The 15,399-nt window shown below is 74.0% G+C and carries 10 protein-coding genes; 2 read left to right on the forward strand and 8 right to left on the reverse strand.

The window, feature by feature from the left end; genetic code table 11:
- Nucleotides 1-212 precede the first annotated feature (212 nt).
- From ACWGL3_RS13645 to ACWGL3_RS13670, 6 genes are all read right to left on the reverse strand, one after another.
- Complete coding sequence (locus tag ACWGL3_RS13645; protein ID WP_267948933.1) at nucleotides 213-1,034, reverse strand: shikimate dehydrogenase; 822 nt, start codon at nucleotides 1,032-1,034, stop codon at nucleotides 213-215.
- A complete protein-coding gene (gene mltG / locus ACWGL3_RS13650; protein ID WP_452461324.1) occupies nucleotides 1,034-3,496 on the reverse strand; it encodes an endolytic transglycosylase MltG in 2,463 nt (820 codons plus the stop codon). Before mltG ends, ACWGL3_RS13645 begins: the two co-directional genes overlap by 1 nt.
- The gene (gene ruvX, locus ACWGL3_RS13655; protein ID WP_267948931.1) at nucleotides 3,496-3,981 is read right to left on the reverse strand and encodes a Holliday junction resolvase RuvX; all 486 of its coding nucleotides are present in this window, start codon (nucleotides 3,979-3,981) and stop codon (nucleotides 3,496-3,498) included. Before ruvX ends, mltG begins: the two co-directional genes overlap by 1 nt.
- 1,208 nt (nucleotides 3,982-5,189) lie before the next feature.
- The gene (alaS, locus tag ACWGL3_RS13660) at nucleotides 5,190-7,859 is read right to left on the reverse strand and encodes an alanine--tRNA ligase (protein ID WP_267948930.1); all 2,670 of its coding nucleotides are present in this window, start codon (nucleotides 7,857-7,859) and stop codon (nucleotides 5,190-5,192) included.
- 334 nt (nucleotides 7,860-8,193) lie between these two features.
- The gene (locus tag ACWGL3_RS13665; protein WP_267948929.1) at nucleotides 8,194-8,484 is read right to left on the reverse strand and encodes a hypothetical protein; all 291 of its coding nucleotides are present in this window, start codon (nucleotides 8,482-8,484) and stop codon (nucleotides 8,194-8,196) included.
- On the reverse strand, nucleotides 8,481-8,873 hold the full coding sequence (locus ACWGL3_RS13670; RefSeq protein WP_267948928.1) for a DUF948 domain-containing protein: 393 nt from the start codon (nucleotides 8,871-8,873) through the stop codon (nucleotides 8,481-8,483). Before ACWGL3_RS13670 ends, ACWGL3_RS13665 begins: the two co-directional genes overlap by 4 nt.
- 386 nt (nucleotides 8,874-9,259) lie before the next feature.
- Between ACWGL3_RS13670 and ACWGL3_RS13675 the strand changes: the two genes are divergently transcribed.
- Nucleotides 9,260-10,822 (forward strand): serine/threonine protein kinase, encoded by a 1,563-nt coding sequence (locus tag ACWGL3_RS13675; RefSeq protein WP_452461325.1) that lies wholly within the window; start codon nucleotides 9,260-9,262, stop codon nucleotides 10,820-10,822.
- Between the two features lie 249 nt (nucleotides 10,823-11,071).
- Here ACWGL3_RS13675 and ACWGL3_RS13680 read toward each other — a convergent pair whose 3' ends face one another.
- A complete protein-coding gene (locus tag ACWGL3_RS13680) occupies nucleotides 11,072-12,475 on the reverse strand; it encodes a replication-associated recombination protein A (RefSeq protein WP_452461326.1) in 1,404 nt (467 codons plus the stop codon).
- A gap of 76 nt (nucleotides 12,476-12,551) precedes the next feature.
- Nucleotides 12,552-14,606 (reverse strand): SpoIIE family protein phosphatase, encoded by a 2,055-nt coding sequence (locus tag ACWGL3_RS13685; RefSeq protein WP_267948925.1) that lies wholly within the window; start codon nucleotides 14,604-14,606, stop codon nucleotides 12,552-12,554.
- A 582-nt stretch (nucleotides 14,607-15,188) separates the two neighbouring features.
- On the opposite strand from ACWGL3_RS13685, the gene ACWGL3_RS13690 reads away from it, so the two are divergent.
- Nucleotides 15,189-15,332, forward strand: a complete 144-nt coding sequence (locus ACWGL3_RS13690) for a hypothetical protein (RefSeq protein ID WP_267948924.1) — start codon at nucleotides 15,189-15,191, stop codon at nucleotides 15,330-15,332.
- Nucleotides 15,333-15,399 lie beyond the last annotated feature (67 nt).

Below are 15,399 nucleotides of genomic sequence, written 5' to 3' on the forward strand. Positions count from 1 at the left end.
CCGAACGCCCCGGACAAGGGCGTCCGACGAAAAGAGCGCGAGCTCTCCATCGCCAGAACCGGAACCTGCGCGAGCCGTACCCGGCAGGTGGGAGGATCATCTCCGCTTGCGGCTCCGGTGTGAGACACACCGGACCAAGTCGATTACGTTCCCAATATAGCAGCAGACGGAAGCCTGTCGTCCCGTGTGCGCGATCTCCCGGCCGGACGCCCTCAGGACGCCTTCCTGCGGGCCAGTTCGGCCTCGCCCGCTGCGCGCATGGCCTCCACCGGGACGTCCGCGGTCCCGGTCATCAGCCGGACCTGGGCGACGGCCTGGTGCAGCAGCATCGGGAAGCCGCCCACGGTCCGCCCGCCGCGCGAGGCGACCGCCTCGGCGGCGCCGGTGGGCCAGGGAGCGTACACGACGTCGAACAGGTCGGCCCGCGATCGGGCGAGGCGCTCGGCGTACCGGTCCGCGGCCCCGGAGGGCAGGGAGGAGACCACCAGGTCCGCGTCCAGGTACTCGTCGATCGCGGACAGCGGGGCGACCTCCACCGGGTGGCCGAGCCGCCGGGCCGCCGCGGTCACCTCGCCCGTCCGGGCGGTGTCGCGGGCCAGGACGGCGACCGCCGAGGCCACCCCCAGCAGGCGGAGCGCGGCGACGGCGGACGCCGCCGTGGCCCCCGCGCCCAGCACGACCGCGTTCCGCGGCGCGACGCCGGCCTCGGTGAGGGCGGCGGCGATCCCGGCGACGTCGGTGTTGTGAGCCTCCCAGCCCGCGCCCCGGCGGACCAGGGTGTTGGCGCCGCCGACCTGGCGTGCCAGGTCGGTGACCGTGTCGGCCAGGTCCAGCGCACGGCGCTTGAGGGGCATGGTCAGCGACAGCCCCGCCCACTCGCCGCCGAGCCCGGAGAGGAAGGGGGCGAGCCCCTCCTCCCCGCACTCGTACAGGCCGTAGGACCACCTCTCCAGCCCCATCTCCGCGTAGGCGGCGGTGTGCAGGACCGGGGAGAGGGAGTGCGCGACCGGGGATCCGAGGACTGCGGCGCGCACTACTCGCCGCCTCCCCAGGTCTCCTCGAACCTGGCCTTGAGCTCGTTGAACTCCGCCTCCGTGGAGGCGAACTCGGTGACCCCGTTCTCCGGGTCGGTGGCGACGAAGTACAGCCAGTCGCCCTCCGCCGGCTCGAGGGCGGCCTCGATGGCGTCCTCCCCCGGGGCGACGAACGGGCCGGGGGGCAGACCGCTCTTGTGGTAGGTGTCGAACCCGCTGGTGTCCGCCTCGCACTGGGCGAGCTGGTCGTTGTTCAGCGCGATGCCGTACTCGCCGATGGCGTAGAAGCAGGTGCTGTCCATGCCCAGGTTCATGCCGATGTCCAGGCGGTTGTAGATCACCCGGGAGATCATCGGCATGTCCTCGGCCTTGCCGCTCTCGGCCTGGATGATGGACGCCATCGCCATGATCTCGTTGGGGTCGTAGCCGGCGCCCGCGGCCCGCTCCTCCAGCTCCATCTCCTCGGTGACGTTGCGGTGGTGGGTGACCATGGTCTTCAGCATGGACATGGCCTCGGTGCCCGGGTCGAACCGGTAGGTCGCCGGGAAGAGGTAGCCGGCGGACCCCTCCGTCGCGTAGTCGGGGAGTCCGAGCTCGTCGGTCTGCTCGTGCGCCGCCTGGAGCTCCTCCAGGGGGACGCCGGTCCGGTCGGAGAGTTCCTGGAGCACCTGCTCGTTGCGCAGGCCCTCCCGGATGGTGACCTGTCCGCCCAGGCGGCTCTCGGGGTCGAGCAGTGCGGCCACGGCCGCCTCGCCGCTCATCCCCTCGGCCAGGGAGTACGTGCCGGGGACCAGGCCGTCGCCGATCTCGTCCTCGGGGACGGCGTCCAGGGCGTTGACGAAGGCCCGGGAACTGGCGACGACGCCCTGGTCGGCGAGGTTGCCCGCGATGGCGGAACCGCTCTCCCCGTTCTCGATCACGAACACGACCTCGCCGCTGCCCTCGCCGGAGAAATCCTCCGGGAAGACGTAGGTGCGCATGACGACGTAGCCGCCGCCCCCGACCACCAGGATCAGGACGAGGACCAGGACGATCATCAGACCCTTGCTCATGCCGCGGCGGCCCCTGCCCCTGCGGTTCGCGTTGGCGCGGGCCCGCTTGAGCTCCTTGGCCTTCCTGCGGCTGCTGCGGCCGCCGCCGTAGGCCTCGGCGATGTCGGCGAGCGCGGGCTCCTCGTACTCCTCGACCTCCTCCTCGGGCTCCTCGGCGCGGCGGCCGCCGCGCCTGCGGCGGCTCCGGCGGCCCGCGGGCTCCCCGTCCCCGTCGTCCCCGCCGCGCCTGCGGCGGCTCCGGCGGCCGGCCGGTTCGGACTCGGGCTCCTCCTCAGGTGCGTCCGTCCCCGGGTCGGCGTCCTCCTCCCCGTCGGGGGCGGCGTCCGCCTCGGGGGGCGCCTCCTCCACCGGGGCGCCCCGCCTGCGGCGGCGCCCGCCGCGGCGGCTCCGGGAGGCCTCCTCCGCCTCGTCGAAGGCGCCGGAGGACGCCGCCTCCTCCGGCTCGGGGTCGCGGGCGGCGCCGCGGGTCTCCTCCTCGTCGCGCTCGGCGCGCGCACGGCGGGCGCCGCGGCGGCGGGTCGGCCCGGGCACCGCGGCGAACGCGCCCGTGTCGGCGGAACCGGTCAGACCGGGGAAGCTCCCCGAGTCGAAGGCCCCGCTGTCCTCGGGCGCGTCGTCCAGGAACCCGCCGGTCGGCTCGTCGTCCCGGCGACCGCGCTTGCGCCGGCCCCTGCGACCGGCCGGCTCCTCCTCCACCGGCATCGCACCGGTGTCGGCGGAACCCTCGTCCACGGGAGCGCCACGACGGCGCCGGGGCTCGGGTTCGGACCCGGCCTGGCTCCGGCGCCCGCGCCGGGGCGGGGGTTCGTCGGCGGCGCGGTCCCGGGGCCGCGCGGGCTCGTCGGCGGGACGGGCGGGCGCCGAGGGCGCGCCCAGGTTGGCGAGCGCCGCGAGCGCGTCCTGGGTCGGGTCGGCGGCCGGACCGCGGTGCGCGCGGGAGGGGTCCTGCGGCTGTGCGCGGTCCCCGGTCCCCGGCTCGTCGGCGCCCCGCGACCGGTTGGCTCCGGAGCGCGCGGCCCGCCCTCCGCGCAAGGCGTCGGCGGCTCCCGTGCGGCGGGGCTGTCCCGGCGGGGGCTCGGTCGGCGGCTCGGCCCGGCGCCGGCGCCCGGGGGGCGGGGCGTCGGGGCTCAGCGGGTCGTACTCCCCGTCGGCCCGGGACGCGTACCCGTGCGTACGGAACTCGCCCGTGGAGTTCCCGGTACGGCGGAACCCGCCGGTGCCCGCACCGGGGTCGGCGGTGTCGGGAGCGGTGGGGGCGTCGCCCCGTGCCGGGGGCTCAGGACGCGCCCGCCGTCCGCGTGAGGGCGGCTGGGCGGGCAGCGGGTCGCTGAGCGGGTCGTAGTCGTAACCGCGCTCGCGTTCGTTACGTCCACGATAGGGATTATCGGGGTAGTCATCCCTGTCGTTCATCATTCTCCCTGGCTGGAGCGGACGATCTCGCCCGGGGGCTGGCCTGTTGACCGTTCCTGGTCCAAGGCGCTCTGGAGCAGGACGGTGGCCGCCGCCTGGTCGATGACCGACCTGCGGGCCCGACCGCCTCTGGCCCCCTTCTTCGCGAAGGAGGCGCCGGAGAGCAACTGGCTCTGCGCGGTCACCGTGGTGAGGCGCTCGTCGACCAGGCGGACGGGGACGGGGTACAGGTGTACGGCGAGTGCGTTGGCGAACTCCCTGGCGGAGCGGGCCGCGGGGCCCTCCTCGCCCGAGAGCGAGGCCGGGTAGCCCACGACGACCTCCCGCGCCTCGCGCTCGAGGACCAGCAGGGCGATGCGCTGCTTGTCGCCCCGGCCGCGCGGGATGGTCTCCACCGGGCTCGCGAGAGTACCACTGGGGTCGCTGGCGGCCACTCCGATGCGGGCGTTGCCCGGGTCGATGGCCAGTCGCACACCGTGCCTCAAGAGGACCTCTTCCCCGGACCGGGGTTGATGCGCGGGCGGGCCGTGCCGTCGGCGGCACGGCACCGCTGCTGGGGAATCCTCAACACGGTGGTCCTGTTCGTCAGCTGGATTGCGGGAAGCTCCGCACAGACAGCCGTGTGATCGGCTGTGACGCGCCACAGTATGCCCGATTCGATGACAGTGCGCAGCCTCGGCGGCGCTCGTGGGCGTCCGGGGCCGCTGCCCGTGCCGGCGGTCCCGTGCGAGGGGGTCACGACGGGGTTCGGGTCGGGCGCGTTCGCTTCGAGTGTAAATCACACTCGTCCCGCCGCGGGGCGCTGCGGGTCGCCGGGGCCCTCCCCCTCCTGTGCGCTCACCCACGGGTGGACCCCTCGCACGTCCCGCTTCCGGCGGTGGCGGCGCCGGAGGCCGGCGGGGCCGGACGGTCCGGGTCCGGGACCGCCACGAGGGATCCCCCGACGGTCGGCGGAGCGGTCTCCGACGTGCCGGACGCGGCCGGTGAGCTGGGGCGGACCCGGGTTCCGGAGCCGGTCCCGGAACGGGTTCGGAAGCGGGGCCGGGGCCGGTCGGCGGCGCCGGCGGCACGGCCCTCGGCGGCGGTGGCGGGGAGTCGGGCCCCCGCTCCGGCCGGAGCGGCCGGGTCCGGGGCCGTGAGCAGCGCCACGGCCGGGCCGATCGGAACCTGTTTTTGCGGGACCATCCTCATAGTCACAAAGAGTTACATTACAGAGGCCTATGTGACTATGCGTGATTTCGCCGTCGTGTCCCGTCTGCGCCCCCGTCACGGGGCGGCGGGACGGGGCGGCGGGACGGGGCGGCGGAACGGAGCCGGGACGGTGCGCGGTACGGCGGCGGTTGCCGCGGGCCCGGGACGCGGTGCGCGGTACGGCGGCGGGCCCGAGCCGGTGCGCGGGGCACGGAGACGGGCCCCGGCGGCGGGCGCCGCGGGCGAGGGAACCGCGGGCGGCGCGTGGACGGCGGAGCCGCCCGGGGCCACGCGTGGACGACCGGGGGCGGTACTGGCGCCCGTGCGGTGCGGATGGCGGCGCGGGCACTGCGGCCGGCGCGGGGAGCCGGTACGCGGCGGGGGTCGTCCACAGGCGCGGCCGAGGGGTTTCCCGGCCGCCCCGCGCGTGGTCCCCTGGAATCAGGGGGACCTCCGCGCGGGGCGGCACGGTCATGCCCTCCGGCCGCTCGGCCCGCGTCTCCTAGGCGCCGGCGACGCGCGCCTCCACGGCGCGCAGCGCCTCGTCGACCTTGGACGGGTCGCTGCCGCCGCCCTGCGCGATGTCCGGCTTGCCGCCGCCACCGCCGCCGAGCGCGCGTGCCGCGACGCCCACCAGGTCGCCCGCCTTGATGCCCGCCTTCTGCGCGGCCTTGTTGGTCGCGATCACCACGACCGGGCGGTCCTTGGGCACGGCGGTCATGGCCACGACCACCGGCTCCTCCTCGCCCAGGCGGCCGCGCACGTCCAGGACCAGCGTGCGCAGGTCGTCGCCGCTCGCGCCCTCGGGGGCGGAGGCCGCGACGACCAGCGCCGCCCCGTGGCGGCGGGCGCCCTCGGCGATGGACCCGGCCGCCTGGAGCACCTGGGCGGCCCGGAGCTTCTCGATCTCCTTCTCCGCGGCGCGCAGTCGGGAGACCATCGAGTCGATGCGCTCGGGCAGCTGCTCGCGCGGCGTCTTGAGCTGCTCGGACAGCTGGCCGACCAGCGCCGACTCCTTGGAAAGGCGCTTGAACGCGTCCACTCCCACCGCCGCCTCGACGCGGCGCACACCGGAGCCGATCGAGGACTCGCCGAGGAGCTTCACGATGCCGAGCCGGGCCGTGGAGGGGACGTGGGTGCCGCCGCACAGCTCGACGGAGTAGTCGCTCATCTCCACGACCCGCACGCGGTCGCCGTACTTCTCGCCGAACATGGCGAGCGCGCCCATCTTCAGCGCCTCCTCCAGGCTCTTCTCCTCGGTCCGCACCGCGATGTCGCCGGCCAGGACCGTGTTGACCTCCTCCTCGACCTCGGCCAGGCGGTCGCCGCCCAGCGCGGTGTCGGAGGTGAAGTCGAACCGCAGCTGGCCGGGCCGGTTCTCCGAACCGGCCTGGCCCGCCGACGGGCCGAGGGCGTTGCGCAGCGCGGAGTGGATGAGGTGGGTCGCCGAGTGGGAGCGCTCGATCGCGTGGCGGCGGCCCGTGTCGATGGTCGCGTGCACCACGTCGTCCAGGACGACCTCGCCGGAGCGGACCGTGCCGCGGTGCACGAACAGGCCCGGGATCGGCTTCTGCACGTCCTCGACGTCCACGACGCCGCGTCCGTCCACCGTCAGCGTGCCCGTGTCGGCGAGCTGGCCGCCGCTCTCGGCGTAGAACGGGGTGCGGTCCAGGACGATCTCGACCTTCTCCCCCGCGCGGGCCGCGGGCGCCGAGACCCCGCCGACGACGATGCCCTTGACGTGCGACTCGCTCTCGGCGTCGGAGTAGCCGAGGAAGTCGGTGGACCCGGCCCCCTCCAGGAGCTGCGCGTACAGCGAGATGTCGGCGTTGCCGAGCTTCTTCGCCTTCGCGTCCGCCTTGGCGGTGTCCTTCTGCTTCTGCATCAGCTCGCGGAAGGAGGCCTCGTCCACCGTCAGGCCCTGCTCGTCGGCCATCTCCAGCGTGAGGTCGATCGGGAAGCCGTAGGTGTCGTGGAGCTGGAAGGCGTCCGACCCGGAGAAGGTGGTGCCGCCCGCCTGGCGGGTGCGCTCGGCCGCCCGGCCGAACAGCGCGGTGCCCGCGCGCAGGGTGTCGGCGAAGTTCCTCTCCTCGGTGTCGATCACACCGTGGACGACGTCGGCCTTGTCGAGCAGGTCGGGGTAGATGTCCTTCATCGCGTCGATGCTGACCTCGGTCAGCTCGTGCAGGAGGAAGGCGTCGTCGCCCGACAGCAGGCGCAGGTTGCGGATGGAGCGGCGCAGGATGCGGCGCAGGACGTACCCGGCCTTCTCGTTGCCGGGCTTGACGCCGTCGGCGACGAGCATGACGGCGCTGCGCACGTGGTCGGCGACCACGCGGAGCATGACGTCCTGCTCGTGCTTGTCGCCGTAGCGCGTGCCGGTCAGCTCCGCCGCCCGGTGCAGGACGCGGCCCATGATGTCGGTCTCGTAGATGTTATCGACGCCCTGGAGGACCGCCGCGAGGCGCTCGAGGCCCAGGCCGGTGTCGATGTTCTTCTTGGGCAGGTCGCCGAGGATCGGGAAGCCGGTCTTGTCGCCGCCCTCACCCCGCTCGTACTGCATGAAGACGAGGTTCCAGATCTCGATGTAGCGGTTCTCGTCCGCCTCGGGACCGCCCTCGGAGCCGAACTCGGGCCCCCGGTCGTAGAAGATCTCGGAGCACGGGCCGCAGGGTCCGGGGACCCCCATCGACCAGTAGTTCTCCTCCATCCCCATGCGCTGGATGCGCTCGGGGCGCACCCCGACCTTCTCGCGCCAGATCTGCTCGGCCTCGTCGTCGTCGAGGTAGACGGTCACCCACAGCTTCTCCGGGTCGATGCCGAAGCCGCCGTCCTCCACCGGGGTGGTGACGAGCTCCCACGCCAGCGGGATCGCCTGCTCCTTGAAGTAGGCCCCGAAGGAGAAGTTCCCGAGCATCTGGAAGAAGGTCGCGTGCCGGGAGGTCTTGCCGACCTCCTCGATGTCCTTGGTGCGGATGCACTTCTGGACGCTGGTGGCCGTGGCGTAGGGGGGCGTGCGCTGACCCAGGAAGAAGGGCTTGAACGGGACCATGCCTGCGGGGACCAGCAGCAGCGTGGGGTCTTCGGCGATGAGGCTTGCCGAGGGCACCACGGTGTGTCCGTTCTTCTCGAAGAAACTGAGGAAGCGGCGCGCGATCTCTGCCGTCTCCATTGATGCCCTCCTGTGCTCGGCTCCGCCGCCGGGGGCGACGGGTCGTCCCTGCGCGGGACCGTCTGACGCGTGGTCGGTGGTGGCCCATGGTAGGGGGACCCGCCGGCCGGCGCGCGTGGTTTACGGGTGGCCGCCGGGGACCCGTCCTGGTGACGACAACGGCGGCGGCCTGGTTGTTCCAAGGCTATCGCCGCTGACCACCGCCGGGCCCCGTGCTTCCCCGCGCCCGGGGCGGACCGCGTGGCAGGAGGGCCGCGACACGGGTCCGGTCCCGCGGACGGCGGTCACGGGGCCGGGCCGCTGCGCGAACGCGGGGCGGAGCGCGGCACCGGACCTATTCCCCGGGCTCCCCGGGGAGCTCCCGCGCCGGTCGGCGGCGGGACGCGGGCAGGGCACGCTCACGGGCGGGGGCGTACCGGCGGAGGAGTTCCTCCTCCTGTTCGCGGACGGCGTCCGCGAGGTCGTCGTTGAACTCGCGGAGGGCGCCCCGGTACTCGGTGACGCGGCCCTCCATCCGCTCGGCGATCCCGCCGGGGGTGAGCGAGCGCCTGGCGCGGTTGAGGCGGTGGACCGCGTAGCCGCCGATGGCGGCGCCCGCGGCGAGGTAGAACAGCTTGCCGATCACCGGTTCGCCTTCCTTCTGCGGCCCCGGACCACGGCCAGCGCCCGGCGCCGGCCGAGCACGCGGCGCACCCCGTAGGAGAGCGAGGCGACCCGCACCAGGGGGCCGGTGACCACCGAGCGGGTCAGTGCCGTCATGGTGGAGACGTCCTCCGAGGACGCCTGCACGTTGGCGGTGATCTCCTCGACCCGTTCGAGCGAGGTGTTGGTGCGCTCCACGGTGGACGCGACGTCGTCCAGGAGCGGCGGGGTGCGGTCCCCCAGGTCCGAGACGACCTTGGTCGCCTCGTTGATGAGCTTGATCAGTTTGACGAGCGCCACGCACATGAACGTGGCCAGCACCGCCCAGACCACCGCGGCGACGAGCGCGGCGACCTCTCCTCCGGTAAGCATGCGGGCTCCGTGAGCAGATAGAGGTGTACTTCAAGTGTGCGGCGGCCCCCTCGCTCGCGCGTCGGGGCTGGGGGGCCGGTGTGCGGGGGGCCGGTGACTGCGCCAGGTCGGGCCCCCCGAGTGGTGAACCGGGCCTCCACGTACGGGCCGGGCCGGTTTCGGCCGACCCTATCGCGTCACGGAGGCGGGCGCGCGGGCGCGCCCCCGTGTCGTGTGGGGTGTCAGGGGTCACGTATCGCTCCTCACCCCTCCCGCGGTGGCCGGTGCAGGACGCGGGGATCGACGCGGGGGCGGCCCTGCCGGAGAATCACCGGGGGGCGGGAACTTCACTACGATGTCCGGACACTCGGCTTCCCGCCTGCCCCTGAAGCGTCGACAGGACACCCATGAGCCCTCGTTCTCCCCGAGAGATCTCCGTACTGGTACCGCCGGACCTCGCCCCCCTCTATCCGGACGACCCCTCGCGGATCGGCCCCTACCTCGTCCTCGGGCGGCTCGGCCAGGGGGCCACCGGAACCGTCTACGCGGCCGTCGACGTGGCGTCGTCCGCCGCCGGCGACCGGCTGGTCGCCGTGAAGGTGCTCAGGTCCCCCGAGTTGGACTCACCGGACGCCTACCCGGCCCTGGAGCGCCGCCTGCGCGCCCTGTCCAACGTGAATTCCAAGCGCGTCGTCGTGCCCTCGGCCTTCGACACCGACGCCAACCCGCCGTGGCTGGCCATGCCCTACCTGGCGGGCGAGCGGCTGTCACACTACGTCACGAAACGCGGCGGGCTCGGCACGGGCAAGCTCATCGCGCTGGCCACCGGTCTGGCCGAGGGCCTGTCCGTCCTGCACGCGCGGGGGGTGGCGCACGGGTCGCTGCGCCCCAGCGAGGTCCTGCTGGAGTCGCACGGTCCGCACATCATGGAGTGCGCCGTCGCCGCCTCCCCCGACCGGATGCGCGGGCTGGGCGCGACCTGGCTGAGCCCCGAGCGGTTCCGGGGCGGTGAGGCCACGCCCGCGTCCGACGTGTTCGCCTGGGGGGCGGTCGTGGCGTTCGCCGGGACGGGGCGGCTGCCCTTCGGCCCCGGGGAGCCCGAGGAGATCGCCGAGCGCGCCGCGAACGGGGACTTCGACCTGGGCGGGCTCGCCCGGGGCCTCCAGCCCGTGGTGGGCAGGGCCCTGGCCCCCGACCCCGGCGGGCGCCCCGTTCTGCGCGAGGTCATCGGGGCGGTCATCGCGGTGTGGCACTCCGAGCACGGCGGCGAGGCCTCCCCCTCCGGGGGCGCCCCGGCGGGCCGTGACGACCTGGCGCGCATCCTGGAGCGCGAGTGGCACGCCGTGGAACCGCCCGCGCGGGTGCCGGAGGTGATCCGCCTGGAGGGGCGGATGTCCAACCGGCGCCCCACGAAGGCTCTGCTGGTCGCCGGGAGCGCGGTGATCGCGCTCGCGCTGGTCGGCGCCGGCGTGTGGGGGGTGTCCCGCCTGTTGGGCCCCTCGGACGGGGAGGCCCTCGTCGCGGACGCGTCGGAGGAGGACCCGGCGGCGGAGAGCCCGGCGGCCGACGAGGAGCCGCGGACCCTGGTGGTGCGGTTCGACCCGGCCGAGCAGGAGGACCTGGCGGAGGGGCCGTGGGTCTACACCCCGGTGGACCGGGACGACGAGCCGGTCCGCGGCCAGGGCATACCCAGCCACTCGGCGTGGGCGGAGCAGTGGGACGAGGCCGGCGACCCCGGGCAGGCGACGATCGCGCCCGAGGCCGAGGTGCTGTGCGCGAAGTTCTGCGCCGCCCCCGACCACGTGTTCCTCGACGAGGAGGGGCGCGGCACCTGGGAGCTGACCGGGAGCGACTTCGTCGACTACCTGTCGTGGGGCCCGGTCGTGATCGTGGAGGTGACCTTCGCCGAGGGGGAGCCGGACGGGGGGCCACGGGAGATCGTGCAGATCACGGAGTTGTACACCGACTAGACGGACCGGCCTGAGCGGTCGGGGACGCGGGAGGCCCGCGGCGCGCGCCGTGGGACCGGTGGGGCCGTCGCGGTGCGACCGCCCCGTGTGCGCCTCCTGCCGCCCGTTCCACCGGGTAGCGGGCGCCGGCCCTCCGGCCGGACGCGGGGGCGGTGGAAGCGCTCGTCCCCGCCGTCGGCCGGGCGGGGTCGGATCCCTTGCCCCCGGCCCTGCCGCACGGGGCCGGACGCGGGGGCGGGCCCGCCCCCTCTACCCCCCGCTCTTGAGCACTCCCCTGATGCGCTCGAGCACCTCGGAGAACCTGCGCTCCGCCCCGTGCCGGGTGGGCCTGTAGTACTCGCGCTCGGTGAGCCCCTCGGGGGCGTGCTGCTGGGGGGCCACCCCGCCGGGGAAGTCGTGGGCGTAGCGGTAGCCCTTGCCGTGGCCGAGTTCGGCCGCGCCCTTGTAGTGCCCGTCCCGCAGGTGCGGGGGCACCGGTCCGGCGCGGCCCGCCCGCACGTCGGCCATGGCCGCGTCGATCGCGCTGATGACGGCGTTGGACTTGGGCGCCAGGCTGATGTGGATGACGGCCTGGGCGAGGTTGATGCGCGCCTCGGGCATCCCGATGAGCTCCACCGCCTGGGCCGCCGCCACGGCCGTCTGGAGGGCGGTGGGATCGGCCATGCCGACGTCCTCGCTCGCGTGCACGACGATCCTGCGCGCGAGGAACCGCGGGTCCTCCCCCGCCTCGATCATCCGGGCGAGGTAGTGCAGGGCGGCGTCGGGGTCCGAGCCGCGCATGCTCTTGATGAACGCGCTGATGACGTCGTAGTGCTGGTCGCCGGAGCGGTCGTAGCGCACGGCGTGCCGGTCGACGGCCCGCTCGACGTCCTCGGCGGTGATGGTCACCGGTCCGGCGCCGGACCCCGCCGCGTCGGAGCCGTCCTCCGGGGAGGGCGCCCCCTCCCCGGCCGGGGGCCCGCCGGAGGGGGAGGGCCCGGCCACCAGGGCGGCCGCCTCCAGGTAGGTCAGGGAGCGGCGCCCGTCCCCGCCGGCCAGGCGGACGAGGTGGTCGGTGGCCTCGTCGGACATGGCGTACCGGCCGCCCAGACCGCGCTCGTCCGTCAGCGCCCGGTCCACCAGGGCGCGGATGTCGTCGTCGTCCAGCGACTCCAGGGAGAGCAGGAGGGAGCGGGACAGCAGCGGGCTGACCACGGAGAAGAAGGGGTTCTCGGTGGTCGCCCCGATGAAGCTCACCCACCGGTTCTCCACGGCGGGCAGGAGCGCGTCCTGCTGCGTCTTGTTGAACCGGTGGACCTCGTCGACGAACAGGAGGGTGCGCGTGCCGTGCATGCCCATCCGGCGCTTGGCCTCGTCCACGACCGCGCGTACGTCCTTCACCCCGGCGTTGACCGCCGACAGCTCCACGAACCGCCGCTTGGTGACCCTGCTGACGACCGTGGCCAGGGTGGTCTTGCCGGTTCCCGGCGGGCCCCACAGGAAGACGGACATGGGCGCGTCGTCCTCGACCAGGCGGCGCAGCGGACTGCCCCCGCCCAGGAGGTGGCGCTGGCCCACGACCTCGTCGAGGGTGCGCGGCCGCATGCGCACGGCGAGCGGTTCCTGCCCCTTGGCGGCTTCCGCCCCGGCATCGTCGAACAGTGTTTCGGACACCTGCCCAGGGTAGGGCTGGCCGGGGACCGTTCGGTCCGGCGGACGGGGCGTGCGCCCGGCGGCCGTGCCCGGGCGCTCAGGGCGCGGGCGTCGCGGAGGTGGTCGTCGCGGGGGCGTCCGGCGCGGGCTCCGCGGGGACGGGGGTCATCCGGGTGATGAGCAGGGCGATGTCGTCGCCGCGTCCGGCCGGGGCCATCTCGGCGATGACGTGCGCGGCCTCCCCGGGGTTCTCGTAGTGCGCGGCGAGGGCTTCGCCGACCTGGGCGAGGCCGTCGCCCATGGGGAGTTCCGAGCTCTCCACCAGGCCGTCGGAGCACAGCAGCAGCGTGCTGCCGGGCGGGAGCATGCGGGTGGTGACGGCGTACTCGGTGTCGGCGAGCACACCCAGGGGCGGGCCGGTCTCGGGCTCCCACAGCTCGTAGCCGCTCCCGGAGGCCAGGACGACGGGCGGCTGCCCGGCCCAGGCCGCCTGCATGACGCCGCTCTCGCGGTCGACCACCAGGTAGCCGCAGGTGGCGAAGACGATCTCGCCGGTCTCGGTGAGGAGCCGGTTGGTCTCCCCGAGGACGACCCCGGGGTCGGACTGGTTGGTGGCGTAGGCACGGAAGGCCACGCGGATCTGGCCCATGGCCGCGGCGGCCTCGACCCCGTGTCCCTGCACGTCGCCCACGAGCAGCCCGACCTTGTTGTCGGGGAGTTCGATGACGTCGTAGAAGTCGCCGCAGATCCGCCAGTCCGCCCGGGAGGGCAGGTACTTGGTGGCGATGTCCATGTCGGGGAAGCTCGCCACCTGGCGGGGCAGCATGCGGCGCTGGACGGCGTCGGCCAGTTCCAGTTCGGCCTGCTGGGCCTTGATGCGCTGGAGTGCCTGGCCGGCGAGCCCGGCGAAGGTGAGCATGAGCGCGCGCTCGTCGCGGCTGGCGTGGTGGGGGCGGTCCCAGACCATCTGCCAGACGCCGAGGGCGACCTTGCCGTCCCCGAAGATGGGCACGGTCGCCCAGGCCTGGCCGCGCACCTGGCGCATGAGCTCGACGGCCGCGGGGAAGCGGCTGATGATCTCCGCGCGGCTCTCGAAGAAGCGGGGCTGGCGGTCCTGGATGACCGCTCCCATGGGGAAGTCGGTGTCGTCGGCGCGGCGGCCGTCTATCTGGTCGATGTTGCCGCCCCGGGTGCGCGCGCCGGGCGACCCGCGCAGCACGCCGCCCTCGACGTACAGGGCGATGGCCTGGACCCCGCCGAAGATCGGCAGGAACTCCTCGCTGAGCAGGTCCATGACCTTGTCGACCGTGGTGGCCGAGACGAGCTTGGAGGACAGCTCGGTGACGAGGCGGCCGTGCTCGGCCTCGGTGCGGCGGCGGTCGGCGAGGCGGCGGACCAGCTGGACGTGCTCGGTGACGTCGTCGACGATGCCGACGAGCCGGTCGGGGTCTCCGGGGACGTAGCGGGCGCGCACGTGCAGCGAGCGCTCGTCCCCGAGCCGGTCGAAGACGCGGAAGCGCTGCTCGTAGTCGCGTCCGGTGAAGGAGGCGGACATGGCGTCGCGGACGCGGGCGATGTCGTCGGGGTGGACCCGTTCGAGGATGCGCTCGAGCTCCCGGTCGTTCCCGGCCAGGAGGGCGCCGAGCGGGGTGGGGCCGAAGAGCTCGCGCAGGCGGCCGCTGCCCAGTTCCAGGCTCCACAGCACGGAGTCGGAGTTGTCGGTGCGGAGTTCGCCCACGACCCGCAGGTCGGCCTCCTCGGTGGAGAGCACGTGCATCAGGACGACGACGCGGCGGTCCTCCCCCGCGGAACCCTCCCCGCCCGGCCCGGGGAGGGGGCGCAGTTCGACCTCGACCAGGCGGGACCCCTTGTCCGTGACGCCCAGGTGCAGGCGGGAGCGGCGGCCCCGGTTCCCGGCGGCCGCCTCGGCGTGGGCACGGGCGCCGCGCCGGACGTCGTCACCGTCGAGGAGGTCGTGCCACACCAGTCCGGCGAGGTCGGACTCCCCGCGTCCGAAGAGCTCGGTGAAGGCGTGGTTGGCGTGCAGGATCGCGCCGTCGGCCGTGGCCAGCACCATGGGCTCCGGGGCGTGGGAGAACGCCCCCGCGAGCGCGCTCTCGGAGCCGTCGCCTGAAGCGCGTTTTCCGTTCACGTATGACTCATCCTCATGTCGTCTCGGACGTCACACCCGCGTTCAGGCGCGGTCACCCCGGGAACGTTCCGATCGGCTCATTCTAGTGGCCGCGCCGGGGTCTGTTCCGGTGGTGGAGCTGGGCGGGCGGCACGGCCCGCGCCGCAGGGCACCGACGGGACCCGGTCGGGCACGGACCACCATGGTCCACCAGCGGAGGGGGGAGGGCGCAGGGTTCCACGCCCGTGGCCGCATTCGTCCGGACACGGGGCGTGAATCGTTACGCTCGTGTGACTCAATGGCGCAGAATGCACTCCGCCACCACTCCGTACGCGAAAGGGGACATCCCCACTGACACATCGTGTTCACTCCAGGACACGTGTGGATCGCGGTACGGGAAGGGTGATTCGCCCCCAACGGTAGGGGATGGCGGCCCCCGGCGCATCCGCGCCCGGGCGGAGGGGCCGGGTTCGGCCGCCTTCGGACCGAACGGCTACGCCCGATAGTCGACGAATATCTCCGTGTGACCGTTTAGGAAGGTTCAAAGTAGGCCTAATCCGGGCACCGAACATGAAGTGTGAAATTCTCCGACCCCCTGAGGACATGCCCATGTACCTGGTGCTCAAGCGTGCCGTGGCGACGTTCAGGATCAGCGGCACCGTCTGGGACTGGGACTGCCGACTGTGCGGCAGCAGCAACTCCGACGGCGACCACTCCTGCTGGAGCTGCGGGGGCAGGAAGCCGTAGCCGCTCCGTCCCCGGGGCCGACACACTCCCGGAACCGCGCCGGGGGCGGTGCGCGTCCACCGCGCAC

Source organism: Nocardiopsis sp. NPDC055824 (genome assembly GCF_053616335.1).